The organism is Xanthomonas cannabis (assembly GCF_040616535.1).
Taxonomy (GTDB): domain Bacteria; phylum Pseudomonadota; class Gammaproteobacteria; order Xanthomonadales; family Xanthomonadaceae; genus Xanthomonas; species Xanthomonas cannabis.
The window spans coordinates 1,681,570-1,707,461 of record NZ_CP136580.1 but is presented as its reverse complement, the minus strand read 5'-3'; the positions used below and the strand labels follow the sequence as shown (position 1 = coordinate 1,707,461).

General features: G+C 66.3%; 18 protein-coding genes and 1 tRNA gene. 7 read left to right on the top strand and 12 right to left on the bottom strand.

Going from position 1 to position 25,892, the window contains the following annotated elements; all coding sequences use genetic code 11:
• The first annotated feature begins 33 nt into the window (after nt 1-33).
• A tRNA-Leu gene (locus RZV17_RS07300) sits at nt 34-120 on the top strand.
• A gap of 222 nt (nt 121-342) precedes the next feature.
• Here RZV17_RS07300 and RZV17_RS07295 read toward each other — a convergent pair.
• The 4 genes from RZV17_RS07295 to RZV17_RS07280 are packed head-to-tail and all read right to left on the bottom strand — an operon-like array spanning nt 343 to nt 5,085.
• The gene (locus RZV17_RS07295; RefSeq protein WP_047693582.1) at nt 343-1,923 is read right to left on the bottom strand and encodes a DHA2 family efflux MFS transporter permease subunit; all 1,581 of its coding nucleotides are present in this window, start codon (nt 1,921-1,923) and stop codon (nt 343-345) included.
• A gap of 6 nt (nt 1,924-1,929) precedes the next feature.
• Nucleotides 1,930-3,123, bottom strand: a complete 1,194-nt coding sequence (locus RZV17_RS07290; protein WP_039410301.1) for an efflux RND transporter periplasmic adaptor subunit — start codon at nt 3,121-3,123, stop codon at nt 1,930-1,932.
• Nucleotides 3,124-3,133: 10 nt separating this feature from the next.
• Complete coding sequence (locus RZV17_RS07285) at nt 3,134-4,648, bottom strand: AdeC/AdeK/OprM family multidrug efflux complex outer membrane factor (RefSeq protein WP_355608272.1); 1,515 nt, start codon at nt 4,646-4,648, stop codon at nt 3,134-3,136.
• Entirely contained in the window at nt 4,645-5,085 is a 441-nt protein-coding gene (locus RZV17_RS07280; RefSeq protein WP_355608270.1) for a MarR family transcriptional regulator, read from the bottom strand. The genes RZV17_RS07285 and RZV17_RS07280 overlap by 4 nt, the downstream gene beginning before the upstream one ends.
• 122 nt (nt 5,086-5,207) lie before the next feature.
• On the opposite strand from RZV17_RS07280, the gene RZV17_RS07275 reads away from it, so the two are divergent.
• The 3 genes from RZV17_RS07275 (at nt 5,208) to RZV17_RS07265 (ending at nt 9,425) form a co-directional block, all read left to right on the top strand.
• Nucleotides 5,208-6,059 carry a helix-turn-helix transcriptional regulator gene (locus RZV17_RS07275; RefSeq protein WP_355608267.1) on the top strand — a complete coding sequence of 284 codons (852 nt, stop codon included), beginning with the start codon at nt 5,208-5,210 and terminating at the stop codon, nt 6,057-6,059.
• 60 nt (nt 6,060-6,119) lie between these two features.
• On the top strand, nt 6,120-8,363 hold the full coding sequence (gene parC, locus RZV17_RS07270; protein ID WP_355608264.1) for a DNA topoisomerase IV subunit A: 2,244 nt from the start codon (nt 6,120-6,122) through the stop codon (nt 8,361-8,363).
• A gap of 405 nt (nt 8,364-8,768) precedes the next feature.
• Nucleotides 8,769-9,425 carry a thiopurine S-methyltransferase gene (locus tag RZV17_RS07265; protein WP_355608261.1) on the top strand — a complete coding sequence of 219 codons (657 nt, stop codon included), beginning with the start codon at nt 8,769-8,771 and terminating at the stop codon, nt 9,423-9,425.
• 87 nt (nt 9,426-9,512) lie between these two features.
• Here the strand turns inward: RZV17_RS07265 and bfr are convergent, their stop codons facing one another.
• On the bottom strand, nt 9,513-9,998 hold the full coding sequence (gene bfr, locus RZV17_RS07260) for a bacterioferritin (protein ID WP_068838502.1): 486 nt from the start codon (nt 9,996-9,998) through the stop codon (nt 9,513-9,515).
• Nucleotides 9,999-10,255: 257 nt separating this feature from the next.
• Here bfr and RZV17_RS07255 point away from each other — a divergent pair, with 257 nt between their 5' ends.
• The 3 genes from RZV17_RS07255 to hpaM all read left to right on the top strand — a co-directional run bounded on the left by RZV17_RS07255 (nt 10,256) and on the right by hpaM (nt 17,066).
• The gene (locus RZV17_RS07255; RefSeq protein WP_355609237.1) at nt 10,256-12,649 is read left to right on the top strand and encodes a penicillin acylase family protein; all 2,394 of its coding nucleotides are present in this window, start codon (nt 10,256-10,258) and stop codon (nt 12,647-12,649) included.
• Between the two features lie 936 nt (nt 12,650-13,585).
• Nucleotides 13,586-15,724, top strand: coding sequence for a TonB-dependent receptor (locus RZV17_RS07250; RefSeq protein ID WP_355608258.1), 2,139 nt, complete (start codon nt 13,586-13,588; stop codon nt 15,722-15,724).
• Between the two features lie 289 nt (nt 15,725-16,013).
• Nucleotides 16,014-17,066, top strand: a complete 1,053-nt coding sequence (gene hpaM, locus RZV17_RS07245; protein ID WP_039410325.1) for a type III secretion-associated outer membrane-bound protein HpaM — start codon at nt 16,014-16,016, stop codon at nt 17,064-17,066.
• A gap of 54 nt (nt 17,067-17,120) precedes the next feature.
• Here hpaM and asnB read toward each other — a convergent pair whose 3' ends face one another.
• From asnB to map, 7 genes are all read right to left on the bottom strand, one after another.
• Nucleotides 17,121-18,815, bottom strand: coding sequence for an asparagine synthase B (gene asnB, locus RZV17_RS07240; RefSeq protein ID WP_166743284.1), 1,695 nt, complete (start codon nt 18,813-18,815; stop codon nt 17,121-17,123).
• Between the two features lie 130 nt (nt 18,816-18,945).
• Nucleotides 18,946-19,086, bottom strand: coding sequence for a hypothetical protein (locus RZV17_RS07235; RefSeq protein ID WP_158255441.1), 141 nt, complete (start codon nt 19,084-19,086; stop codon nt 18,946-18,948).
• Between the two features lie 21 nt (nt 19,087-19,107).
• Nucleotides 19,108-20,238 (bottom strand): succinyl-diaminopimelate desuccinylase, encoded by a 1,131-nt coding sequence (gene dapE, locus RZV17_RS07230; protein WP_184369892.1) that lies wholly within the window; start codon nt 20,236-20,238, stop codon nt 19,108-19,110.
• A gap of 241 nt (nt 20,239-20,479) precedes the next feature.
• Complete coding sequence (locus RZV17_RS07225) at nt 20,480-20,836, bottom strand: arsenate reductase (RefSeq protein ID WP_104579993.1); 357 nt, start codon at nt 20,834-20,836, stop codon at nt 20,480-20,482.
• Nucleotides 20,837-21,208: 372 nt separating this feature from the next.
• Complete coding sequence (dapD, locus tag RZV17_RS07220; RefSeq protein ID WP_355608252.1) at nt 21,209-22,351, bottom strand: 2,3,4,5-tetrahydropyridine-2,6-dicarboxylate N-succinyltransferase; 1,143 nt, start codon at nt 22,349-22,351, stop codon at nt 21,209-21,211.
• A 17-nt stretch (nt 22,352-22,368) separates the two neighbouring features.
• The gene (locus RZV17_RS07215; RefSeq protein WP_166750629.1) at nt 22,369-24,978 is read right to left on the bottom strand and encodes a [protein-PII] uridylyltransferase; all 2,610 of its coding nucleotides are present in this window, start codon (nt 24,976-24,978) and stop codon (nt 22,369-22,371) included.
• A complete protein-coding gene (gene map / locus RZV17_RS07210) occupies nt 24,975-25,751 on the bottom strand; it encodes a type I methionyl aminopeptidase (protein WP_039410342.1) in 777 nt (258 codons plus the stop codon). Before map ends, RZV17_RS07215 begins: the two co-directional genes overlap by 4 nt.
• Nucleotides 25,752-25,892 lie beyond the last annotated feature (141 nt).

Genomic DNA, 25,892 nt, shown 5'->3' with positions numbered 1-25,892 from the left:
CGCGCGCAGCTTGCACAATTCGCCCCCTGAGTCGCCCAGGTGGCGGAATTGGTAGACGCACTAGCTTCAGGTGCTAGCGGGGGCAACTTCGTGGAGGTTCGAGTCCTCTCCTGGGCACCACGACTCACGGTAGATCGTAAAAAACCTCGTCTCGGCGGGGTTTTTTGCGTTTCGGGCATCAGTGTTGCGAGGTCTTCATTTGCCAAGGCCTGCGTCAGGTCATGCATCGCATCGAACTGCTTGGCGCTGCGACAGTCGGCCAACCTGGCTAAATCCCGAACGAAGAAAAACCCCGCATTTCAGCGGGGTTTTTCATGCTCAACCCGCTGCCGCGCTCAGCGCTCAGTGCCCACCAGCCGCTGCCGCGCCGCCGGCACCCGCACCGAACGGCGGCTTGGCCAGCCACAGGAAGAAGATGATCGCCAGGAAGGTCCAGCCGAGCAGGTAGAAGATGTCGTTGAAGCCCATCTGCGAGGCCTGGTGGTTGATCATGTTGTTGAGCGAGGCCGCGCCGCGTTGCAGGTCGCCCTGCCCCATTGCGGTGACCTGCTCCTGCATGCCCGGCGTGTAGACCGAGATGTGTTCGGTGATATGCGCGTGGTGCACCTGGGTGCGGCGTGCCCATAAATAGGTGGTCAACGATGCGGCGAAGCTGCCGCCCAGCGTGCGCAGAAATGTCGCCAGGCCGGAGCCCGCAGCAATCTCGCGCCCATCCAGATCCGACAGCAGGATCTGCAGCACCGGCATGAAGAACAACGCGACGCCCACGCCCATCACCAGCTGAATGGTCGCGACGTGGCCGAAGTCCACCTGCAGGTTGAAGTTGGAGCGGAAGAAGCTGGTGAACGACATGAAGACAAAGGCGATGGTCGCCAGCATGCGCAAGTCGAAACGCAACGCATACTTGCCCACGAACGGCGTCATCAATACCGGCAGGATGCCGATCGGCGCGGTGGCCAGGCCGGCCCAGATCGCGGTGTAGCCCATGTCGCGTTGCAGCCATTGCGGGATCAGCAGGCTGACGCTGAAGAACGCCGCATACGCCACCACCATGGCCAGCGTGCCGGCGCGGAAGTTGCGATGCCGGAACAGCTTGAGGTCGACGATGGGGTCCTTGTCGGTGAGTTCCCAGATCACGAACACCACCAGCGCCACCGCAGCGACGCAGGCCAGCACCACGATCTTGTCGGACGAGAACCAGTCTTCGTCATTGCCCAGATCCAGCACCAGCTGCAGCGCACCCACGCCGACCACCAGCAGGATCAGGCCGATGTAGTCCATGCGCGGCTTTTCGAGTTGCTCGGGGCGATTGCGCAACTGCGAGCCCACGATACTGCTGGCGATGATGCCCAGCGGCACGTTGATCAGGAAGATCCATTCCCAGCTGTAGTTGTCGGTGATCCAGCCGCCGAGGATTGGCCCGGCGATCGGCGCCACCACGGTGATCATGGCCAACAAGGCGAGCGCCTGCCCGCGTTTTTCGCGTGGGTAGATCGACACCAGCAGGCTCTGGGTGATCGGGTACATCGGCCCGGCCACGAAGCCCTGCAGCGCACGCGACACCACCAGCATGCCCATGCTCTGCGCCAGGCCGCACAGCAGCGAGGCGATGGTGAAGGCCAGCGTGGACCACACGAACAATTTGGTCTCGCCAAACCGACGGCTCAGCCAGCCGGTCAGCGGCAAGGCGATCGCGGTGCTGACCGCGAACGAGGTGATGACCCAGGTGGCCTGCTGCGAACTGGCGCCGAGATTGCCGGCGATGGTCGGCAGCGAGACGTTGGCGATGGTGGTGTCCAGCACCTGCATGAACGAGGCCATGGCCAGGCCCACGGTGCACAGCGCCACGCTGGCCGGGCGAAAGCCGGCAGCGGGCGCAGGCGCCGCCGGGCCGCCGGGCGCGGTGGGAGCTTGCGAAGACATGGTGGCTCAGCCCGCCTTGGTGGCAGCCTGCGACGGCAGGTTGTCCTGAATGATGCGATGGATGTCGGCGTCGGCAGCCTGCAACTGCTGGGCATACACGTCGGTGGAGAACACCGCGCCGGTCGCAGGCTTGGTCGGCAGCACGCTGCCCTGCTGGTCGTGCAGATTGACCTCGACCTTCATCGACAGGCCGATGCGCAATGGATTGCCCGCCAACTGCTTGCTGTCCACCGCAATGCGCACCGGCACGCGCTGCACGATCTTGATCCAGTTGCCGCTGGCGTTCTGCGCCGGCAACAGCGAGAACGCGCTGCCGGTGCCCAGGCCCAGGCTTTCAATGCGGCCGGTGTAGTCCACGCCACCGCCGTACAGATCCGAGTGCAGTTCCACTTCCTGGCCCAGGCGCATGTGCTTGAGCTGGGTTTCCTTGAAGTTGGCTTCCACCCACACCTGCTCCAGCGGCACCACCGCCATCAGCACGCTGCCGGGCTGCACGCGCTGGCCAACCTGCGCCGAACGCCGCGCGACATAACCGGACACCGGTGCCACCACGCCGGTACGTGCGTGGTTGAGATAGGCCTGGCGCACCTGCGCTGCGGCGGTCTGCACGTCCGGCTGGCTGGCCAGGTCGCTGTCGTCCACCAGCGCGCGATTACGCTCGAAGCTCTCGCGCGAGCCGCTCACCGCGGCCTCGGCAGCCGCCAGTTCTTCGCGGGCATGCGCCAGTTCTTCGTTGGAAATGGCACCGCTGGCGGCCAGATTCCTGCGTCGCGCAAAGTCGGCACGGGCGCTGCGCAGCGTCACTTCGCGCGCAGACACTTCGGCCTGCGCACCTTCCACGCTGCGGTACAGACCGCGCACCTGGCGCACGGTCTTGGCCAGGTTGGCTTCGGCCTGCTGCAGTGCCACGGCGGTATCGGCCGGGTCCAGCTGCACCAGCAACTGGCCGCGCTCCACGCGCATGCCGTCTTCGGCGCCGATGCTCACCACGGTGCCGCCCACCATCGGGGTGATCTGCACCTGGTTGCCCTGCACGTAGGCGTCGTCGGTGTCTTCGTGCCAACGGCCGACCAGGAAGTACCACGCCACCAGACCGATGATCGCCACGATCACCAGAATGGCCACGATGCGCAGCGCCGCACGGCGCTTGCTGGGCGCAGCCGGCGCGGGTTGGGAAGAAGTTGGAGTGCTCTGGCTCATCGTCGCTGTCTCAGGAATTCGGTTGTGCGGAGGTGGTCGCGGTGCGTGCGGTGTCGCGTGCGGGCTCCGGCGTGAATCCGCCGCCCAGCGCACGCTGCAACCTCACCGAGGCCAGGAGTTGTTGCGACTGCAGCCCGGCCATGCGCTGGCGTGCGACGAGCAACTGCTCCTGCACGCTGAGCACTTCCAGATAGCTGCCGATGCCGGCGCGGTAACGCTGCTGCGCCAACCCGAACGCGGCGTTGACCGTCTGCACGGCCTCGTCCTGCGCCTGCACGCGCTGCTGCAGCGAGCGCACCGCGTTGACCTGGTCGGCCACTTCGCGCAGCGCGGCAATCACCTTCTGGTTGTAATCGGCCACGGCCAGGTCGTACTGCGCATCGCTGCCGGCCAGATTGGCGCGCAGCTTGCCGCCGTCGAAGATCGGCAGGCTCAATGCCGGCGCCACCAATCCGAACACCGAGCCGCTTTCCAGCAGCTTGCCGATATCCGGGTTGACCGCCCCCCCCAGCGCGGTGAGGTTGAGGCTGGGATAGAAGCGCGTCTTGGCGACCGCGATGTCCTTGTCGGCGGCCTCCACGCGCCAGCGCGCCGCCACTACGTCGGGGCGACGGCCCAGTAGATCGGCCGGCAGGTTGCTCGGCAGCTGCATGGCGATCGATGCGGCGATGGCAGGCCGTGCGATGTCCAGCCCGCGATCCGGCCCCTGCCCGACCAACGCGGCCAGCGCAGTGCGCGCCTCGTCGATCTGCTGCTGCGCGGATTGCACCTGCTGCTGCGCGGCCGGCACGCGCGCCTGCGCCTGGCGCACCTGCAGCTCGCTATCGATGCCGGTGCTGCGGCGTTGCCGGGTAAGCTCCAGGGTCTTCTGCGCGCGGCCCAGCTCGTCGTTGGCCACGTCGTGCAGGCTCCAGGCATAGGCAAGCTGCGCGTAGCCTTCGGCGATCGCTGCGGACAGGTTCAGGCGCGCGGCCTGTGCATCCACCTCGGCCGCATGTGCCTGGTCCACCGCTGCTTCCCAGGCGCTGCGCTTGCCGCCCCACAGATCCACGCCATAACGGAAATCCAGCACCACCTGCGCGCTGCCGCCGTAACTGCCGCCCAGTTCCTCGCCGACCATCGATTCGGGCAACTGCAACCCGGTATAGCCGCCGGACACCGACAGGCTGGGGCCACGGTCGGCCTGGGCCGAACCGATGCGCGCCTGCGCCTGCCGCAGCCGCGCATCGGCTGCGGCAAGGCTGGGGCTGTGCTGCAGGCCTTCGGCAATCAGGGCATCCAGCTGCGCATCGCCGAGCGCGCGCCACCAGTCGCTGGCCGGCCATGCGGCGGAACTCAGCCCGGCCTGCGTCAGAGTGCGCTCGGCATGCACGTCGCCGGGCTGCAGCACGGTGCCTTGCGGCGCCAGGCCACGGCTGCTGGCACATGCAGCCAGCGCCAGGCTCAGCGCGGTGAGGACAAGCGGCCGCGCCAGGCGCGTCGAGCGCGGGCGCAGCGTCTGGAGAAGGGAGCTAGCAGCGTTCATGAGTTGAGTGCATCGCGGACACGGATGAGAAGAGAGGTGAGTTGCTCGCGCTCGGGCGCCGACAGGTCGCGCAGGCCGTGCTCGATGGCACGCTCGCCACGCGCGCGCAGCCGCTCCCACAGCGCCAGACCTTGGTCGGTCATGACGATCTGCAGCGCGCGGCGGTCCTGCGCATGCGGCTCGCGCCGTACCGCGCCGAGCGCTTCGAGCTTGTCGAGCAGGCGGGTGACCGCGCTCGGGGTCTGGTCCAGGGCCAGCGCCAGTTCGTTGGCCGTACAGGGCGAACGCACTGCCAGGACCTTCAGCCCCACGTAGTGGCTGAAGCCGAAGTCGGGCAGCTCGCCCTTCATCTCGGCGTCGAGTTGGCGCATCAGCGCGTCGCGCACCTGGCGCAACAGCAGGCCGAACGACGGCGAGGCGGTGGGCGATAGGTCCATGCCAGACATTTTGTTCCGAAAAATATATTTGTCAACGCAAATATCTTATGCGGTATTAAACCGCGCTCAAGGATCGCCACGATACGCGCCGCGATTGCTGGCCCGCTAATACAATTGCGCCAATGACTATCGAAAACCCGCCAACCACAATCGATGCCCTGCCACCCGGCATCCGGGCCAGTTTCGAGTGGGCACACGGGCCAGTGCTGATCGCGTTCCTGGCCGACCTGCGTGCGGTGTGGGCACCGGAAACCGCCTGGCATTCCCACGTGCGCGGCCAGCTGATGTTTGTCGAACAGGGGGTGCTCACCGTGCACACCGAACAGGGCACGCTGTCGCTGCCACCCGGCTGCGCCGGCTGGATGCCGCCCGGCCGGCAGCACACCGTGGAGCTGGCCGGGCCGATGCGCGGCTGGGGCGTGGTGGTGCGGCCCGATGCCTGCCATGCCCTGCCCGCACAGGGCGGCGTGATCCGCCTGACTGGGCTGGCACGCGAAGCGATCATGCGTGCCGCCAGCTGGCCGCTGGATCAGCCGCTGGACGCTGCCCAGCAACGGCTGGCCGCGGTGCTGCTGGACGAACTGTGCCAGGTGCAGATCGACCACCTGCACCTGCCCATGCCGGCCGACCGCCGGCTGCTGCGCATCGCCCGCCAGCTGCTCGACACCCCGGCCGACCCGCGCCCGCTCGAAGCCTGGGCCGACTGGGGCGGGCTATCGCCGCGCAGCCTGAGCCGGCATTTCCGTGCCGAGACCGGCCTGAGTTTTGCGCAATGGCGGCAGCAGGCGCGGCTGGCCGAAGGCCTGCGCCGGCTCAGCCAGGGCAGCCCGGTGGCGCAGGTGGCCGACCAGCTGGGCTATAGCGGTCCCAGCGCCTTCGTCAGTGTGTTCCACCGCCATTTCGGCGCCCCGCCCACCCGTTATCTGGCCGCCGGCCATGCGCGCGGCTTGGCATCCCCCGCCGCATCCGGATAATCGGCGCTCTTCGAGTCCGCGCCCTGGTGCGGGTTCCTCTTTCGCAGGACCTGGCTTTACATGACCGATCTGACCCGCCCCACCTTCCACGGCTTCGAACAGCTGCCGCTGCGCGAGTACGCCGAACGCGCCTATCTCGACTATTCGATGTACGTGGTGCTCGACCGCGCCCTGCCATTCCTGGGCGATGGCCTGAAGCCGGTGCAGCGGCGCATCATCTTCGCCATGAGCGAGCTGGGCCTGAATGCCGCCGCCAAGCCGAAGAAATCCGCGCGCACCGTGGGCGATGTGATTGGTAAGTACCACCCGCATGGCGACAGCGCCTGCTACGAGGCACTGGTGCTGATGGCCCAGCCGTTCTCGTACCGTTACCCGCTGATCGAAGGTCAGGGCAACTTCGGCTCGACCGACGACCCCAAGTCGTTCGCGGCGATGCGCTATACCGAATCCAAGCTGACCCCGATTGCCGAAGTGCTGCTGGGCGAAATCAGCCAGGGCACCACCGACTGGGCGGCCAACTTCGACGGCACCCTGGAAGAACCCACCTGGTTGCCGGCGCGCCTGCCGCACCTGCTGCTCAACGGCACCACCGGCATTGCGGTCGGCATGGCCACCGACGTGCCGCCGCATAATCTCAACGAGATCGTCAGCGCGCTGCTGCGCCTGCTCGACGACCCCGATGCCAGCGTCGCCGACCTGTGCGAGCACGTGCTGGGCCCGGACTACCCGACCACCGCGGAAATCATTACCCCGGCCGCCGATCTGCGAAACATCTACGAAACCGGCCACGGCAGCGTGCGCGCACGTGCCACCTACAAGAAAGAACACGCCAACATCGTCATCGACGCGCTGCCGTACCAGGTGTCGCCGTCCAAGGTGATCGAACAGATCGCCCAGCAGATGCGCGCCAAGAAGCTGCCATGGCTGGAGGACATCCGCGACGAATCCGACCACACCAGCCCGGTGCGGGTGGTGCTGGTGCCGCGCTCCAATCGCGTGGATGCCGAACAGCTGATGGGCCACCTGTTCGTCACCACCGATCTGGAACGCAGCTACCGCGTCAACCTCAACGTGATCGGCCTGGATGGCCGTCCGCAGGTCAAGAACCTCAAGCACCTGCTGAGCGAATGGCTGACCTTCCGCAGCGACACGGTCACCCGCCGCCTCAACCATCGCCTGCAAAAGGTCGAGCGCCGTCTGCACCTGTTGGAAGGCCTGTTGATCGCCTTCCTCAACCTGGACGAAGTGATCCGCATCGTCCGTAGCGAAGACGAACCCAAGCCGGTGCTGATCGCGCGCTTCGCGCTGAGCGAGGAACAGGCCGAATACATCCTGGAAACCAAGCTGCGCCAGCTGGCGCGCCTGGAAGAAATGAAGATCCGCGGTGAGCAGGAAGCCCTCGCCAAGGAACGCGCGCAGATCATGGCCATCCTGGACAGCAAGCCCAAGCTCAAGAAGCTGATCAAGGACGAACTCACTGCCGACGCCAAGAAGTTCGGCGATGCGCGCCGTTCGCCGCTGGTGCAGCGTGGCGCCGCGCAGGCCATCGACGAAACCGAGATGGTCGCCAGCGAACCGATGACCGTGGTGCTGTCGGAAAAGGGCTGGGTGCGCGCCGCCAAGGGCCACGAGGTCGATCCGGCCGGCATGTCGTATCGCGAAGGCGATGGCCTGCGGGCGGCGGTGCGCAGCCGCAGCACCCACCAGGTGGCATTCCTGGATTCCGATGGCCGCGCCTATTCCACCGCCGTGCACACCCTGCCCTCCGCGCGTGGCAATGGCGAACCGCTGACCGGGCGCTTCTCGCCGGCCTCTGGCGCCGCGTTCCAGGTCATGGCCAGTGCCGACAACGCCACCCGCTTCGTGCTGGCGTCCTCGCACGGCTACGGTTTCGTCACCCGCTTCGAAAACCTCACCGGCCGCAACAAGGCCGGCAAGGCGATGCTCAACCTCACCGCCGGCTCGCACGTGCTGACGCCGGCGCAGGTGAACAACCCGCAGACCGACCGGATTGTCGCGGTGACCAGCGCCGGCAACCTGCTGGCGGTGCCGGCGACCGAGGTGCCCGAGCTGGACAAGGGCAAGGGCAACAAGATCATCGAGATCCCCAAGGCCAAGCTCGGCACCGAGCGTGTAGTGGCGGTGGTGGCGGTCGCTCCGGGCAATACCCTGCTGGTGCGCAGCGGCGCCCGCACCATGAGCCTGTCGTTCAAGGATCTGGACACGTATGTGGGCGCGCGTGCTAGTCGTGGGTCCTTGTTGCCGCGTGGGTGGCAGAAGGTGGATGGGCTGGAAGTGCAGTAACGGGGGTTCACCCATCCGGCGCGCAGCGGCGCGGCTGGGACTGCGGGCGCCTTAGGCGACCGAGGCGCGGGCTGGACGTGCAGTAACGGTTGTTCACCCATCCGGCGCGCAGCGGCGCGGCTGGAACTGCGGGCGCCTCAGGCGACTGAGGCGCGGGTTGGAAGTGCAGTAACGGGTGTTCACCCATCCGGCGCGCAGCGGCGCGGCTGGGACTGCGGTCGCCTCAGGCGACCGAGGCGCGGTTGGAAGTGCAGTAACGCGGCTTCGCCATATGCCTGCGCGGCGGTGCGATCGGCGCCGCTGCGTTGGCTGATCGAGCTGCGTCAGCTGTAGTGCCAACGCTGTAATCGACATATCAATCGAGCGGCGCGCGCTGCGCATGCCGCGCAAGGACACGACGTTTCCATGGACACAGACTTCTGGCTGCAACGCTGGCAGCACGGACAGATCGGCTTCCACCAGCAGGAGGTCATGCCCCTGCTGCGCAAGCACTGGCCCAAGCTGCAGGTGCCCACTGACACCCGCGTACTGGTGCCGCTATGCGGCAAGACGATGGACATGCACTGGCTGGCCGCACAAGGCCATCGGGTGCTGGGCGTGGAATTGTCGCCGCTGGCAGTGGTGCAGTTTTTCGACGAAGCGGGCCTGCAACCGCAGCGTCGCATCAGCGCTGCCGGCGAGCATTTTGTCGCCGGTCCCATCGAGATCATTTGCGGCGATGCATTTGCCCTGGAGGCGAGCCTGCTCGCCGACTGCGGGGCGGTGTACGACCGCGCAGCGCTGGTCGCGTTACCGGAGGACCTGCGTCAACGCTATCTGGATACGACGTACGCGCGCCTGCCGGCAGACTGCCGCGGCCTGCTGATCACGCTGGAGTATCCGCAAGCCGAGAAAGCCGGTCCGCCGTTTTCGGTGGGCGCCGCGCAGGTACACGCGTTGCTGGACACCAACTGGCAGGTGGAAGTGCTGGAACGGCGCGACATCCTCGATCAGGAGCCGCGCTTTCGCGCCGATGGCGTCACCGCGCTGTCCACCGTCGTCTATCGCCTGCAACGCGGCTGATGGCGGCCGGCCAGGCACGCGCCTGGCCGCATCACACGCTGGCTGCTGCGCGCGGCCTTGCACCGCGCGTTCCTGCAGCCGTGGCGATCAACCGGCCACAGGGCCCTTGTCGATCTTCGAGGTCTGGTACAACTCCAGGCCGATCCGCTTGATCAGGCCGAGCTGCTGTTCCAGCCACCAGGCATGGTCTTCTTCGGTGTCCTGCAGCTGCTTGAGCAGCACGTCGCGGCTGACATAGTCGCCGTGCTCTTCGCACAGCTTCATGCCGGCAGCCAATGCTGCGCGCACTTCGTATTCGACGACCAGATCGCGCTCGAGCATCTCCACCACCGTCTTGCCCGGCGCAAACTCGGCCGGTCGCATGTCCGGGTCGCCTTCCAGGAACAGGATGCGCCGCAGCAACGCATCGGCGTGCTCGGTTTCCTCTTCCATTTCATGATTGATGCGCTCGTACAGCGCCATCAGGCCCTGATCCTCGTAGCGGCGCGAGTGCAGGAAATACTGGTCGCGTGCCGCCAGTTCGCCGCGTAGCAGCTGTTTGAGGTATTCGACGACTTCGGGATGGCCTTTCATGCTGTGCTCCAGTGACGCAATGCGCGCATGGTGCCCTAAGCCGGCGGGCAATGATCTAATCGGAATCACTTTCAGTTGCGCTTGCGGCCAGACCCATCGCGGTCATGCGCCGCAGGCACACTCGACAGTGGCGACCAGATGGACGGTGCATGCCGCAAGACGGGCGCGGCCGGCCTGCGGATCGGCGATCCCCGCGCTGCGCAGCCCGCCGCCACCGCATCGCGGCCTGTCAGCAATCCACACTCAGGGACATGAAAATGCGCAAATGGCTGGGCCGGCTGACACTGGCAATCGTGGTGCTGGCCCTGGCAGCCGGCGTGGCCCTGTATCTGCTGCTGCGCGGCAGCCTGCCACAGCTGGATGGCAGCACCGCTCTGGCCGGGCTGCACGCGCCAGTGCGCGTCCAGCGCGACCGGAACGGCGTGGTCACGCTGGATGCGGCCAGCCAGATCGATGCGATGCGCGCACTCGGCTACGTGCATGCTCAGGAGCGCTATTTCGAGATGGACCTGATGCGCCGTGCGCCCGCCGGCGAGCTGTCGGAGTTGTTCGGCGCCAAGGCGGTGGACCTGGACAAGCGCAACCGCGTCCACCGGCTGCGCGCACGCGTGCAGGCCAGCCTGCAGATTGCAGCCGGCAGCGAGCGTGCCGCGCTGCAGGCATATACCGACGGTGTGAACGCGGGGCTGACCGCGCTGCCGGTGCGCCCCTGGCCGTACCTGCTGCTGCGCCAGACGCCGCGTGCCTGGACCCTGGAGGATTCGATCCTGACCGGCATGGCGATGTACGCCGACCTGCAGGACAGCGACAACCAGACCGAACTGGCCGTCGCGCGTCTGCGCGCGGTGGTGCCACCGGCACTGGCGGCCTTGCTCGATCACCAGGGTTCCAGCTGGGACGCGCCGCTGTCCGGCCCCGCACAGGGCGATGCGGTGCTGCCGGATGCGGCGACGCTGGATCTGCGCCGCCTGCCGCATCCACCCGCCGCGCCGCAGGCCGAGCAGCCCACGCCGGGCAGCAACAATTTTGCAGTGGATGGCCGCCTGACCGCCGACGGCCGCGCCATCGTGGCCGACGACATGCACCTGGGCCTGCGCGCGCCCAACATCTGGTTCCGCGCGCGGCTGCGCTACCCCGACACGGCCGCAGCCGATGGCAAGGTGGATGTCACCGGCTTCACCCTGCCCGGCCTGCCGGCGGTGGTGGTCGGCAGCAATGGCCACGTGGCCTGGGCCTTCACCAACAGCTACATCGACACCGCCGACTTCGCGCGTCTCGCGCCGGCGACGCCGGATCACCCGCAGGCACTGACGACGCATGTCGAAACGATCCGCGTCGCCGGCGTGGCACCGGTGCGCTTTGAGGTGCGCGAAGCGGCATGGGGGCCGATCCTGCACGAAAATGCAGATGGCAGCGTGCTGGCGCTGCGCTGGGCCGCGCAGTTGCCCGGCGCCATCCGCCTGGACTTTGCGCAGATGAGCCGCGCACGCGACCTGCAGGACGCCTTCGCGGTAGCGGACCGCTCCGGCATTCCCGCGCAGAACCTGGTGGTCGCCGACCGCAGCGGGCGCATCGGCTGGCGACTGATCGGCGCGCGCCCTGCACGCAACCCCGGCTGCAGCCCGACCGGCATCGCCGACCTTGCAACCTCGCCACAGACCGCCGCGCCAGCGCCGACGACCACGCCGCCGGCCGCTTGCACACCGTGGCCGCTGCGCAGCGACGCAGCGCCCGCGCTGATCGACCCGCCCTCGCATCGGCTCTGGACCGCCAACAGCCGGGTTGTCGACGCGCAGCAACTGGCCACGCTGGGCAATGCCGGCTACGACCTGGGCGCACGTGCCCAGCAGATCCGCGACGCCCTGTTCGCCAGGCAGCGCTTCACCGAGCGCGATCTGCTGGCGATCCAGCTGGACGATCGCGCGGTGTTGCTGACACGTTGGTGGCAGGTGCTACGCGGCGTGGTCGCACACAGCAACGACCCGGCCTTGCAGCAAATCGAAGTCGCAACGCGGCGGTGGAGTGGCCATGCCTCCACCGATTCGGCCAGCTACCGTATCGTGCGCGAGTTCCGCGGCAACACCATCGCTGCGGTGGAAGCCGGCCTGCTTGCCCCCGGGAAAGCTGCGCTTGGCAATGACTTTCTGCCGCCACGTCGCGCGCAACTGGAAGGCGTCGTGTGGCCGCTTCTGCAACAGCGCCCGGCGCATCTGCTGCCACCAAGCTGTGCGAGCTGGGACCAGTTGCTTGGCGACGCCGCCCGTAGCGCGCAGCGTGAGCTGGCCGCACAGGCAGCGCCCGGCGAACCACTGGGCAAGCGCACCTGGGGCGAGCGCAACACCGCTGCCATCTGCCATCCAATCGCCCGCGCGTTGCCGGCGCTGGCCAGCCGCTGGCTCTGCATGCCACCGGACCAGCTGCCGGGCGACCGCGACATGCCACGCGTGCAAGGCCCGGCTTTCGGCGCCTCCGAGCGCATGGTGGTCTCTCCCGGGCACGAACAGGACGGCATCGTACACATGCCCGGCGGCCAGAGCGGCCACCCGCTGTCACCGTTCTGGGGCGCGGGCCACGACGATTGGGTGCATGGACGACCCACACCTTTTCTGCCCACTGCCACGCGCTACACGCTGCAATTGCATCCGCAGTAAAAGCGCCTGCAACGCTGCTGCATAGCGGATACGGAAAAAAACAAGAACCATCAAGCATCGCCGCCATGCGAAGCCCCTCTCCCGTCGGGAGAGGGGTTGGGGTGAGGGTACGGGCTTCATCCTATGGATCAGCCAGAGCCGACGCGAGTCCCGCAACCGGCACCATCCCGCGGCACCGCACCCTCATCCGCCCTTCGGGCACCTTCTCCCGGTGGGAGAAGGGAATGCGGGCATGACCGCCATGTTCTGAAGCCGCTCCCCGGCGAGGCGATGAGGCATTGCTTGCGCGCACAGGCGCGTGCCTGGAGCTCCCGCGCCGCCAGCGCGGGCCGGGTGCGGAGCGGGGTTGGGGTGAGGGTACGGCGCATTACGCAATGCTGCACGCCCGTTGGCTGCAATGCCCCTTGCATCGAGAGCGCTCAAACGCACACGAGCAGAACAATCGCAAAACCTCACCGCGCTGCAAAGCCCCGCTCCCGTCGGGAGAGGGGCTGGGGTGAGGGTACGGCGCGTCAAGCAATGCTGCAGAGCAATCGACGCCGCTGTTAGTGCGTCACTCAACGTGCTCGTGCAGACGCAACGACACGTGGCTTCGCACGTACCCTCATCCGCTCTTCGGGCACCTTCTCCCCCCATGAAGGAGGACAACGTCCCGGCGGGAGAAGGAAGGCTATGCCCTCGACCTGGTCCTCATGTCCTCGTGCAGTCATGCCTTGTGCTTTCTGCTTTCTGTCTCCTCCCTTACGTCTTCTGTCTTCTGCCTTCTGCCTTCTGCCTTCGCAGCTCGCAGCTCGCGTGACTGCATCCGCGCACGCACACGCACACAAACAAATCACACAACCACGCCCACACATTTCGCCCCTCCACAGCGACCTCTGCAATTGGCAGATCACATCGTGCTAAGATGCATTTGATAACCATTCCCATTAGCAACCAATGCGCCCCACGCTCCTTGTCACCGCGCTCACCGCTGCGCTCGCCCTGCCTGCCCTGCCTGCTTTCGCTCAACACAGCACCCCTCCGGCCTTGACCGAGCTGGATGGCGTGAATGTCGTCGGCCGCGCGCAGACCCTCTACAAATCCGACGACGCCGCCGTGGCCACGCGGACCGATACACCGCTGGCACTGGTGCCGCAATCGGTGCAGGTCCTGCCGCGCGAGTTGATCGACGACCAGGCCGCGCGTCAGATCACCGATCTGTATCGCAGCATCAGCGGCATCAGTTTCTTCAGCTATGCCGGCGTGACCTTGCGCGGTTTCCGCCAGGAAAACGTGCTCTACGACGGACTGCGCGGCGACCCGTACGCCGGCTTCTCGGTGCCGCAGCTGTTCAACATCGAACGCGTGGAGGTGCTCAAGGGTCCGGCGGGCGCGCTGTATGGCGGCGGCGAGCCGGGCGGCGTCATCAACTATGTCACCCGCAAGCCGGCGCATCAGGCGCAGCGCCGGATCGAGTTGCAGGTGGGCAATCAGTCCTTCGGCGCCGCCTCGTTCGAAGCCACCGGCCCCGCGCGCGCCGACGGCCGCATCCGCTACCGCGTCGGCACCTATGCCGATGGCGAGGACGGCTTTCGCTGGAACACCGACAGTCAAAGCCAGATCGGCGATGCGTCGGTGGCCTTCGATATCGGCGACACCGGCGAGCTCACCCTGCAGTACACCGACATCACCCAGAACCTGGGCGGCAACCGCCTGCGCGGGGTGCCGGTGGATGACGATGGCAACTTCCTCACCGACCGCCGCTGGAACCACAACGAACCCACCGACTTTCTGGACATGCGCGCCAAGGTGGCGTTCGCGCAGTACCGGTTTGCGCCGTCCAGCGCGTGGGACGTGGACATGGCGGTGCGCTGGTTCAAGAACGACGAACATCAGATCTATCACGAGCCGATGGGCCTGATCGACCGCGATCGCGACGGTACGGCCGAGTGGATGACGCGCCAGTTGCGCAACCAGTACCGCGACAACGATGCGATTTCCAGCAACGTCAACGCGGTGTTCCGCACCAGCACCGGCGCGATCGAACACAAGCTGCTGATGGGCGCCGATTACTACCGTCTGGATGCCGATTTCCGTGCACAGACCGCCAACACCGCCGATACCGGGCGCGTGCGCGGGCCGGTGCCGGGTATCGATCTGTTCAACCCGGTGTACGGGCGCAGCGGCTTCTACGACTACGGGCTGGACACACTGCCCTGGCGCGCCACCAGCACGCGCAGCCAGCGTTATGGCGCGTATCTGCAGGACGAACTCACGCTGACGCCGCGCTGGCATGCAATGGCCGGCGTGCGCTGGGACGGCTTCAAGGACGACAACCTGCTGGACGATTCGCGTGTCACCGGCAACGACCTCAGCTGGCGCGTGGGCAGCACCGTGGTGCTGCGCGATGGCGTCAATGCCTACGCCAGTTATGCCAGCGGTTTCCTGCCGCAGGATGCGGCCAATCAGGATGCCAGCGTGGGCGGGCCATTCGATCCGGAACGCAGCACGCAGTGGGAGCTTGGCCTGAAAACCGCGCTCAACGATGGTGGGTTGACCCTCAACACCGCGCTGTATCGCATCGAACGCAGCAACATCGTGCAGGCCAATGGAGCCGTCGTCGATGGGGTCAATCAGCTGTCTGCACTCGGACTGGTGCGCAGCGAAGGGCTGGAGGTGGACCTGCTGGCCGACCTTACCGAGCGTTGGGTGCTCAACCTGACCTATGCGTACAACGATGCCCGCGTGCTGGACGCGGGGACCAATGGCATCACCAATGCCTCCGGCGATCGCTTTGCCAACGCACCACGCAACACCTTCGGGCTATGGACCCGCTACGACCTGCCGGCATGGCGCTCGGCGGTCGCGTTCGGCGCCGACTACGTGGGCGAGCGGGTCAGCCTCGAAGGCCAACGGGTCAAACCGTACGCCATCTACGACATCAGCTGGCAGACGCAGTGGGACGCATGGAAGCTGCAGATCAACGTCAAGAACCTGTTCGACAAGGTGTACGCGGTGAGCGGCTTCAATGCGCGCGGCGGCCACTTCCCGGGCGAGCCGCGACGCATCTATGCGCAACTGGCCTACAGCTTCTGATCGCCGCTTGCAGTGGTGCGCACTGCTGCATGCGTGCGGAGTGCAGAGTGCGGATCCTGTAATTCAGCTCGTGCCATCGCCATCGCTGCCACGCGTCTGCGTGTGGCGATGGCAACTGTGCAACAACGCACGGTTGCGGCGGTGGCGATGGCCGCGCAATGAACCTGCGCCGAATCGCGCGGGCATGCATGGGCTGGAACTTAACGTTCGGTGGGACACACTAGAGGCCGTCGCGATCGGTAGAGAGCTACCGCACATCGCCCTCCTCCCCTCACTGACCGGAATCCGCATGCCTCAGCTTGCCCGCTCCGTTTCCGCCCTGTTGCCCCTGCTGTTCTCGGCCGCCTGTTCGGCCGCGCCACCAACCACTCCGGGCCCGCCTGCCGCGCCGGTGGCCAGTTGCACCGCCAAGGTGAAGCCGGGGCAGGATCTGCAAAAAGCCATCGACAAACTGCCGCTGGGCGACACGCCGGCCGTGCTGTGCCTGGAAAAAGGCGAATTTCCGCTCAACGGCCTGGTGTCGATCCATCGTGGCAACCTGACCCTGCGCGGCAAGGGTCCGGGCACGGTGCTGCGCATGGCCGACGGCGTGCAACAACCTGTGCTGGTGGTAGGCGACTACGAAAACCAGCAGCCCACCGGGGTGATCCGCAACGTCAGCATCGAAGACATGCAGATCGTGGCCAGCACCGGCGACAAGGAGTTCATGCCCGAGCGCCCGTACCTGAGCAACAGCGCGGTGGTGGTGCGCTCCGGCCAGGGCATCCGGCTCGCCGGTCTGCAGGTCAACAAGTGCCGCAGTGCCTGCCTGCTGAGCGAGTACGACACCCGCGAGATCACCATCGAAAACAACGATGTCTCCGGCGCCATCTGGGATGGCGTGTCGTTCAACCGCACCGCCAAGGTGACCATGGTCAACAACTACATCCACGACAATGTGGCTGCAGGCCTGACCACCGAGCATCTGGAAGACAGCGAGATCCGCAACAACCGCTTCGAGCGCAATGGCAGCCAGGGCATCTACCTGTCCGATGCGCGGCGCAATCGCTTCAGCAACAACCAGTTCGACGGCAACAAGGTCGCCGGCGTATTCCTCGCCTGCGCCATCCGCTATCGCACGCCGGAAATCCTGTGCTGGGACAACAGCATGAGCCAGGACAACGTGTTCGAGAACAATCGCTTCTCCAATACGCCGTTCACCTACACCATCGGCGTGGACCGCGCGGCCAATTGCACGGCGGCCGACTTCAAGCCCAACCTGTGGCGTAACAACCAGGCCGATGTGGCCGGCGTGGATATCGAGCCGCAACGCTACGGTTATTGCGTGCGCCACGAGCAATAAGACAAGGCGGCCGGCCGCGCGTTGGCGCGTGCCGGCCGCTGCAAGCCCACTGCCTCAGGAGGCCAGCGCCTGTGCGTGCACGCCTGCGATCGCCCGGCCGGATGGGTCGGCCATCGCGGCAAAACTCGCATCCCAGGCAATCGCGGTGGGCGACGAGCAGGCAATCGACTTGCCGCCGGGCACCGTCTCCGCCGCCGCCTGGCTCGGGAAGAACTGCTCGAACACACTGCGATAGAAATACGCTTCCTTGGTCTGCGGCGGATTGACCGGGAAGCGCTTGCCGGCCGCAGCCAGTTCGCGGTCGCTGACGTGCGAGGCGGCGTGCTCCTTGAGCCCGTCGATCCAGCCGTAGCCGACGCCGTCGCTGAATTGCTCCTTCTGCCGCCACAGGATCGATTCGGGCAGATAGCCGGCAAAGGCCTCGCGCAACACGCCCTTTTCCATGCGCGTGGCGCCCGTGCTGGTCTTGTCGATCATCTTGAAGCTGGCGTCCATGCGCATGGCCACATCCAGGAACTCGCGGTCCAGGAACGGCACCCGCGGCTCCACGCCCCAGGCCATCATCGACTTGTTGGCACGCAGGCAATCGTAGTTGTTCAGTGCATCGAGCTTGCGCACCAGTTCTTCGTGGAACTCGCGCGCATTGGGTGCCTTGTGGAAATACAGGTAGCCACCGAAGATTTCGTCGCTGCCTTCGCCCGACAGCACCATCTTGACGCCCATCGCCTTGATCCGCCGCGCCAGCAGGAACATCGGCGTCGATGCCCGGATGGTGGTGACGTCGTAGGTCTCGATATGGCGAATCACTTCCGGCAACGCATCCAGCCCCTCTTCGAAGGTGTATTCGAAGCCGTGGTGCACGGTGCCCAGCGCCGCCGCCGCGACTTCTGCGGCGGCAAGATCGGGCGACCCCTTCAAGCCGATCGCAAACGAATGCAGCCGCGGCCACCATGCTTCGGTGGTGTCGTTTTCTTCGATGCGGTGGCGTGCATAACGCGCAGCCACGGCTGCGACCAATGACGAGTCCAGGCCGCCGGACAGCAGCACGCCGTACGGCACATCGGTCATCAGCTGGCGGTGCACGGCACGCTCGAAGGCTTCGCGCAATTCCTGCAGCTGCACCTGCACGCCTTCCACTTCAGCGTATTCGCGCCAGGCACGCTCGTAGTAACGGCTCAGTTCGCCGGTGGCGCTGTCGTACCAGTGCCCCGGCGGAAATTGCGCGGCGTCGGCGCAGTCGTCCACCAGCGACTTCAGTTCCGACGCCACCCGCAGGCGACCCTCGCGGTCGTGGCCCCAGTACAGCGGCACCACTCCGATCGGATCACGCGCAATGATCACGCGGCCGGCGGCCTTGTCCCACAACGCAAAGGCAAAGATGCCGTTGAGGCGATTGAGATAGGACGCCGGCGCATCTTCGCGATACAGCGCATTGATCACTTCGCAATCGGAGCCGGTCTGGAACGCGTAGGCCTGCTGCAGTTCCTGCTTGATTTCGCGATGGTTGTAGATTTCGCCATTCACCGCCAACACCAGTTGCCCATCTTCGGAAAGCAACGGCTGTGCGCCGCCGGCCGGGTCGACGATGGCCAGGCGCTCGTGCACCAGGATCGCACCGCCATCGACATACACGCCGCTCCAGTCAGGGCCACGATGGCGCTGACGCTGCGAACATTCCAGAGCCTGCCGGCGTAGCGCCTGCAGATCGTCACCGGGTTGCAGCCCGAAAATACCGAAGATGGAACACATGGAAAACTCCTGATGAACTGCGGGATTGGTGGCCGGTGGACACGCGTGCTGCACAAAATGACACCCATAAAAAAAACCCGCATCGGCCGATGCGGGTTTTCTGATTCCTGGGCGTTTGGGTGAACTTCGCCTAGTCGCAGACCCGCATCGGCCGCGCACGATTATTCGCGCGCAGCGTGTTGCGGTTGGCGTTATTGACGTTGGCGAGGTGGATGACCATGGCGTCGACGCTAACCGTTCGTTTTCGCTGGCGCAACTGTTTCAGCGGCAACGACGGTCCGACGCCGACACCTCATGCGCTCAACAAGCGCTCGATCAGCGTGCGATACAACGCAGGCAAGGCTTCCAGGTCGGCAACGCGAACGTGCTCGTCCACCTGATGGATGGACGCGTTCACCGGCCCCACTTCGATGCACTGCGCGCCCAGCGGCGCGATGAAGCGCGCGTCGGAGGTGCCGCCGCCGGTGCTCTCTTCTGGCGGCGCACCGGCGAACTCGCCCAGCACCGCGCGCGCAACGCTGCGCAGGCGGCCTTCCGGGGTGTAGAACGGTTCGCCGCTGCGATGCCACTGCAGCGTGTAATCCAGCGCATGCCGGTCCAGCAATGCAGTGATCTCCGCTTCCAGCCGCGGCGCATCCCAGTGCGGTGTGTAGCGCAGGTTGAAGGCCACTTGCAGCTCGCCGGGGATCACGTTGTTGGCACCGGTGCCGGCGTGGATGTTGGAGAGTTGCAGGCTGGTCGGCGGGAAGCTTTCAAAGCCCTCGTCCCACTGCCGCGCCACTAGTTCGGCCAGCGCAGGTGCGGCCTGGTGGATCGGGTTGCGCGCTTTGTGCGGATACGCCACATGCCCCTGAATACCGCGCACGCTCAACATGCCGGACAAACTGCCGCGCCGTCCCACGCGCAGCAGATCGCCCAATCGCTCAGTGGACGACGGTTCGCCGGTGATGCACCAATCGATCTGCTGGCCGCGCTCGGCGAACAGCCGTGCGACATGGCGCACGCCGTCGATGGCATCGCCCTCTTCATCGGACGTCAGCAACACTGCCAGCGTGCCGGGATGCCCGGGATGAGCGGCAACGAACTGCTCTGCGGCGATTGCAAATGCCGCGACGCTGCCTTTCATGTCCGCCGCGCCACGGCCGTACAGCACGCCGTCACGGATCTGCGGCGCGAACGGATCACTGGTCCATGCCTCGCGCGGGCCCGGCGGCACCACATCGGTATGGCCGAGCAGGACCAGCACCGGCGCGCCGCTGCCATGCGTGGCCCACAGGTTGTCGACCTCGCCCAGGCGCAGGTGCTCGCAGGCGAATCCGGCCGCGCCCAGGCGCCGCGCGATCAGTGCCTGACATCCGGCATCCACCGGCGTTACGGAGGCACGTGCAATGAGGTCACAGGTCAGGTCCAGCACATCGCTCATGAAACGTCACCGCAGTGGAGCCGCATCAGCGGCGTTGATGGAATGGAGCGGATTTGCATCGATCGGTGTGGTTCGATCGCGGTCGCAGTCGCGGGGTCGGACTACCTTGCTGCCGGAAGCCATGCCAACGCCACCTCGACCGGCTTGCCGAGCGGATGGACGAACTGGCGATCGGCGAACCAATGGCAGCAACGACACCAGCGGCAGCACGCTCCGGCATCGCCGTCGGAACCGCAGTCGCTCAGCCGATGCCGAACCGCTTCTTGAAGCCGTTATCGGAGAAGCCCTGACTCAACTCGCCGTCGTCGGTCATCACCAGCGGGCGACGGATTAGCTGCGGGTATTCGCGCAGCAGCAGCTTCCACTCCGCATCCGAACCGGGCGTCTTCTTGTTGTCGGGCAACTGCCGCCAGGTGGTGGAGGACTTGTTGATCAAGGCCTCGAATCCACCCGCCTTGCCTGCCCATTCCAGCAGCGTCTCCGGCGACGGCGTGTTATCCCGGTAGTCCACAAACGTATAGGCGACATTGAAGCGGTCCAGCCACTTGGTGGCCTTCTTGCAGGTGTCGCAGTTCTTCAATCCGTAGAGCGTCGTCATCTGTATCCCGGAAAATCGGCCTATAACGCCCCTCTCCTTGCGGGAGAGGGGTTGGGGTGAGGTACGGGCGAAGCCTTGTACAGAACGCGCATCAGGCTTCGCTCCTACCCTCATCCGGCGCTTCGCGCCACCTTCTCCCGGTGGGAGAAGGGAAGCACACCTCCCCTCCCATAGCGCGAGCAGCTTGCAAACTCCCTCTCCCACCGGGAGAGGGGTTGGGGTGAGGGTGCGGGCGAAGTCTCGTACAGAACGCGCGTCAGGCTTCGCTCCTACCCTCATCCGGCGCTTCGCGCCACCTTCTCCCGGTGGGAGAAGGGAAGCACGCGTCCAGCGCGCGAGCAACTCGCAGGCCTCGTCCCGATGCACGATGGATCAATCCGCCAGCCCGCGCAGCAATTCATTCACGCTGGTCTTGCTGCGCGTTTTCGCATCCACCTGCTTGACGATCACCGCGCAGTACAACGAGTGCGAGCCGTCCTTGGACGGCAGCTGGCCGGACACCACCACGCTGTACGGCGGCACGTAGCCGTAGGAAATCTCGCCGGTGGCACGATTGTAGATGCGCGTGCTCTGGCTGATGAACACGCCCATGCCGATCACGCTGTGATGGCCGATGACCACGCCTTCCACCACTTCCGAGCGCGCACCGATGAAGCAGTGATCTTCGATGATGGTGGGGCTGGCCTGCAGCGGTTCGAGCACGCCGCCGATGCCGGCGCCGCCGGACAGATGGCAGTGCGCGCCGATCTGCGCGCACGACCCCACCGTGGCCCAGGTATCGACCATGGTGCCTTCGCCCACGTAGGCGCCGATGTTGGTGAAGCTCGGCATCAGCACCACGTCCTTGCCGAAATAGCTTCCGCGGCGCGCCACCGCACCCGGCACCACGCGCACGCCGGCCTTGCGGAAGTCGGCTTCGTGGAAATCGGCGAAACGTGATTCCACCTTGTCCCAGAACGGCGCCGGCTGCGCATCGATCACCGCCATCTCGTTGACGCGGAAATACAGCAGCACGGCTTTCTTCAACCACTCGTTGACCGTCCAGCCGCCCTGCCCGTCCGGCTCGGCAACGCGGAATTCGCCGCTTTCCAGTCCGTTGATCACACGCGTGACGATCGCACGCGTGGAGCCCTCGATCTCGTCCACCGTCAGGCTGGCGCGGCGCTCGAAGGCGCTTTCAATACCGAGCTTCAATTCGTCCTTGCTCACATGCGCTGTTGCGTGCTGTACGGCCTGCTCGGCGATCGGCAACTTCTTGGCTGCTGCGGCCCTGGCGGCCGGTGCCGAGACCACGCGGGTGGCCTGCTTGGCCACACGCGCAGCACTGGCAACTTTCTTTGCCGGCGCTTTCCTGGCAACGGCCGTCTTGGCATCGCGCCTGGCGGCGGCGCTTGCCGGCGGCTTGGCGCTGGCCGCCGCAGCGGCCTTGGCGGGTTTGCCGGCAGGCGTGGCTGCACGCTTGCTGGCGGTGGTGGCGGCGCCGGGCTTGCGCGTGGTCTTCTTGGGGGTGGCCATGGGGGTCTCCGGACGGACTAGGCGGGATCGAGACAGGCGCACAGCGCATCGCGCAGCGCCTGCCGGGCGGATTCGGACAACGGGCGATCGTGCTCGTCGGTGATCTGGAACTGATCTTCGGCACGCTCGCCAAACGTGGCGATACGCGCGTCGTGCACGCGCAGGTGCTGGATGCGCAGGACATGCGCGACATCGGCCAGCAGGCCGGGGCGATCGGGGGCGACCAGACTGATGCGGGTGCGCCGGCCGCCGGCGCTTTCGCTGAATTCCACGCGCGGGGCAAAACGGAAATGCCGCAACTGGCGCGGCACTGCGCGCCGCGATGGGCGCACTTTCTGCAGATCGCCGGCAAGCACCTGGCGCAGCACCGCAGCAAGCCGCTGCGGGTCGCCGTCGGCAAAACTCTCCTGCGGCAGCACTTCGAACACGTCGAAGATCGCATCGTGCGGTGCGTCCAGCACGCGGGCGCGGTGGATGCCATAGCCCTTGCGGTCCAGCGTGGCCACGATCGCCGCAAACAGGCCATCGCGGTCGGGCGAGTACACGAACACTTCCAGCGCGTCGTTGTCCGGCACCGCACGGCGCGCCTTGACCAGGGTCTGGCCGATCTCCACTTCAATCAGCGATGCGGCCTGCCAGGCCAGTTGCTCGGGGCGGAAGCGCAGGAAGTTTTCGTCCGGCATGCCGGCAAACTGGCGGTCGATGGTGGCATCGTCGTGCCCTTGCGCCTGCATCAGCGCGCGCGCGGAGTCGCGCGCTTCGCGCAGACGCTCCTCGCGCGGCGGCGGATGCTCCAGGCCTTCGCGCAAGGCGCGGCGCGCCGCAAAGTACAGGTCTGCCAGCAGCCGGTCCTTCCACGCATTCCACAGCTTGGGGCTGGTGCCGGCGATGTCGGCGCAGGTCAACAGGTACAGATAATCCAGCCGCTCACGCGTCCCCACCAGCGTGGCGAAGCGATGGATCACCTCCGGGTCGGAGATGTCCTGCTTTTGCGCAGTGACCGACATGCGCAGGTGCTGCTCCACCAGCCAGGTCACCAGCTCGGTATCGCCTTCGCTCAGGCGATGCGCCAGGCAGAACGCACGTGCGTCGACCGCGCCCAGTTCAGAATGATCGCCGCCACGACCCTTGGCAATGTCATGGAACAGGCCGGCCAGCAGCAGCAGCTCGGGCTTGCGCAGGCGCGGCCAGACTTCGTGGGTGATCGAAAAACGCTCATCGGCACGGCCGGCCGCAAACAGCGCGATGTTCCGCAGCACCATCAAGGTGTGCTGATCCACCGTGTAGACATGGAACAGGTCGAACTGCATGCGCCCGGAGACGCTGGCAAACGCCGGAAGCCACTGCCCGAGCACGCCCAGCCGCGCCATGCGATTGAGCGTTTCCACCGCACGCGGGCCGCGCAGCAGCGCCATGAAACGCTCGCGTGCCGTCGCATCGGCCACCTCGTAGGCCGGCAGCTCGTGCAGGACCTCGGCCAGCGCACGCGCGGTCAACGAATGCAGCCCGCGCACCTCGCGATGCGCCGCCCATTGCGCAAACAGCGCAAAGATCTGCAGCACGTCGCCGTCCGGCCAGGTCTGCGCATCGGCGGCAAGATAGCCACGGCGCAGGCTGAACCCGTCGCCGATCGGCTCCGGCACCGCTTCGCCATCGAACTGCTCTTCGAAACGCTGCAGCAGCCGGTCGCTGATGCGGCGGATCAGCGCCGCGCTGCGGTAGAAGCGCTGCATCATCTTTTCGACGCCCAGGCTTTCCGGGTCGTCGGCAAATCCCAGCCGGTGCGCCAGGGTCTTCTGGTAATCGAAACGCAGGCGTTCCTCGGGCCGGTTGGAGACGATATGCAGGCCAAAGCGCAGCCGCGCCAGTTCCTCGCGCTCGCGCCGCAGCGCCGCCGCTTCGTCCAGGCCCACATGCCCCAGCCCGACCAGCGCGTCCAGATCCTTCACTCCGAACGCGCGCAACGCCATCCAGCCCAGGGTCTGCAGGTCGCGTAGACCACCCGGGCCATCCTTGATGTCGGGTTCGAGGTTGTCGGCGGTATCGCCGAAGCGCTCGTGCCGTGCCAGCAGCTCCTCGCGCTTGGCCTGGAAGAAATCGCGTGGCGACCACACCTGTTGCGGCGCGATGGCCGCTGCCAGCGCCGCGCGCGCCGCGCCATCGGCCACCAGTGCGCGCGATTCGATCAGCGCGGTGAGCACGGTCTGATCGACCGCTGCAGCCGTGCACTGCGCAGGCGAGCGCACCGCATGACTGATCGGCAGGCCCACATCCCACAACAGCGCGAACAGTCGCGCCAGCGCCTGCTCGTGGTCTTGCTGCGCAGCGGTGTCGCCCAGCACCAGTACATCCACGTCCGAGCGCGGGAACAACTCACCGCGCCCGTAGCCGCCGACCGCGTGCAGCGACAGGCCACTGTCGGCTGGAATGCAGCGCGTCCAGGCATTGCGCATCAGTTGATCGACGGCGCGTGCGCGCAGCGCCACCAGCCGCTCGATCGGCTCGCCCTGATCGAAGCGTTTGCACAGCCGCATGTCGGCGTGCACCAGCAGCGGACGGGCCTGCGCGGCCCAGTCCGCGTCGCCGGCGACGCCCGGGTCGGGTCGATCCGCCGGCGTGGCCGTCATACCGGCGCGGGAGAGTTGGCCGACAGCGTCAGCACATCCACGCCGTCCTCGGTCACCGCCACCATGTGCTCCCACTGCGCGGACAGCTTGCGGTCCTTGGTGACCACGGTCCAGCCATCGGGCAAGGTCTTATGGTGGTAGGTGCCTTCGTTGATCATCGGCTCGATGGTGAAGGTCATGCCCGGCTTGAGCACCAGTCCTTCGCCCGGACGGCCGTAATGCATCACCTGCGGTTCGTCGTGATAGACCTTGCCGATGCCATGGCCGCAATAGTCGCGCACCACGCTGAAGCGCTCGGCCTCGGCGAACTTCTGGATCGCATGGCCCACATCGCCCAGCGTCGCACCCGGCTTGACCGCGCGGATGCCGCGCCACATGGCTTCGTAAGTGGTGTCCACCAGGCGCTTGGCCATCACCGAGGGAGTGCCCACGTAGTACATGCGGCTGGTGTCGCCATGCCAGCCGTCCTTGATGACGGTGACATCGATATTGACGATGTCGCCATCCTTCAGGACCTTGGCCGCGCTCGGGATGCCGTGACAGATCACGTTGTTGACCGAGGTACACACGCTCTTCGGGAAGCCGCGATAGCCGACATTGGCAGGAATGGTTCCCTGCACATTGACGATATGGTCATGGCAGATGCGGTCCAGCTCGGCCGTGGTGACGCCTGGCTTGACGTGCGGGCCCACGATATCGAGCACCTCGGCGGCCAGTCGGCCGGCGATACGCATCAGTTCGATTTCTTCTTTGGTTTTCAGATTGACGCTCATGGCCCGGATTATCGCCGATCCGGGCTGAATCTGAACGACCCATGCCCGGCTTTTTTCAAGACGCATTGCCGTCGCACAAACGGACAGGGCAACAGAAAACCGCCGCCGCCCGCCCATTCATGTGTGACGCAGTCCCGAACG

Excerpts from the sequence above, each read along its gene's own strand:
- RZV17_RS07295 (WP_047693582.1), bottom strand. The coding sequence starts at position 1,923 with ATGTCTTCGCAAGCTCCCACCGCGCCCGGCGGCCCGGCGGCGCCTGCG.
- RZV17_RS07290 (WP_039410301.1), bottom strand. The coding sequence starts at position 3,123 with ATGAGCCAGAGCACTCCAACTTCTTCCCAACCCGCGCCGGCTGCGCCC.
- RZV17_RS07285 (WP_355608272.1), bottom strand. The coding sequence starts at position 4,648 with ATGAACGCTGCTAGCTCCCTTCTCCAGACGCTGCGCCCGCGCTCGACG.
- RZV17_RS07280 (WP_355608270.1), bottom strand. The coding sequence starts at position 5,085 with ATGGACCTATCGCCCACCGCCTCGCCGTCGTTCGGCCTGCTGTTGCGC.
- RZV17_RS07275 (WP_355608267.1), top strand. The coding sequence starts at position 5,208 with ATGACTATCGAAAACCCGCCAACCACAATCGATGCCCTGCCACCCGGC.
- parC (WP_355608264.1), top strand. The coding sequence starts at position 6,120 with ATGACCGATCTGACCCGCCCCACCTTCCACGGCTTCGAACAGCTGCCG.
- RZV17_RS07265 (WP_355608261.1), top strand. The coding sequence starts at position 8,769 with ATGGACACAGACTTCTGGCTGCAACGCTGGCAGCACGGACAGATCGGC.
- bfr (WP_068838502.1), bottom strand. The coding sequence starts at position 9,998 with ATGAAAGGCCATCCCGAAGTCGTCGAATACCTCAAACAGCTGCTACGC.
- RZV17_RS07255 (WP_355609237.1), top strand. The coding sequence starts at position 10,256 with ATGCGCAAATGGCTGGGCCGGCTGACACTGGCAATCGTGGTGCTGGCC.
- RZV17_RS07250 (WP_355608258.1), top strand. The coding sequence starts at position 13,586 with ATGCGCCCCACGCTCCTTGTCACCGCGCTCACCGCTGCGCTCGCCCTG.
- hpaM (WP_039410325.1), top strand. The coding sequence starts at position 16,014 with ATGCCTCAGCTTGCCCGCTCCGTTTCCGCCCTGTTGCCCCTGCTGTTC.
- asnB (WP_166743284.1), bottom strand. The coding sequence starts at position 18,815 with ATGTGTTCCATCTTCGGTATTTTCGGGCTGCAACCCGGTGACGATCTG.
- dapE (WP_184369892.1), bottom strand. The coding sequence starts at position 20,238 with ATGAGCGATGTGCTGGACCTGACCTGTGACCTCATTGCACGTGCCTCC.
- RZV17_RS07225 (WP_104579993.1), bottom strand. The coding sequence starts at position 20,836 with ATGACGACGCTCTACGGATTGAAGAACTGCGACACCTGCAAGAAGGCC.
- dapD (WP_355608252.1), bottom strand. The coding sequence starts at position 22,351 with ATGGCCACCCCCAAGAAGACCACGCGCAAGCCCGGCGCCGCCACCACC.
- RZV17_RS07215 (WP_166750629.1), bottom strand. The coding sequence starts at position 24,978 with ATGACGGCCACGCCGGCGGATCGACCCGACCCGGGCGTCGCCGGCGAC.
- map (WP_039410342.1), bottom strand. The coding sequence starts at position 25,751 with ATGAGCGTCAATCTGAAAACCAAAGAAGAAATCGAACTGATGCGTATC.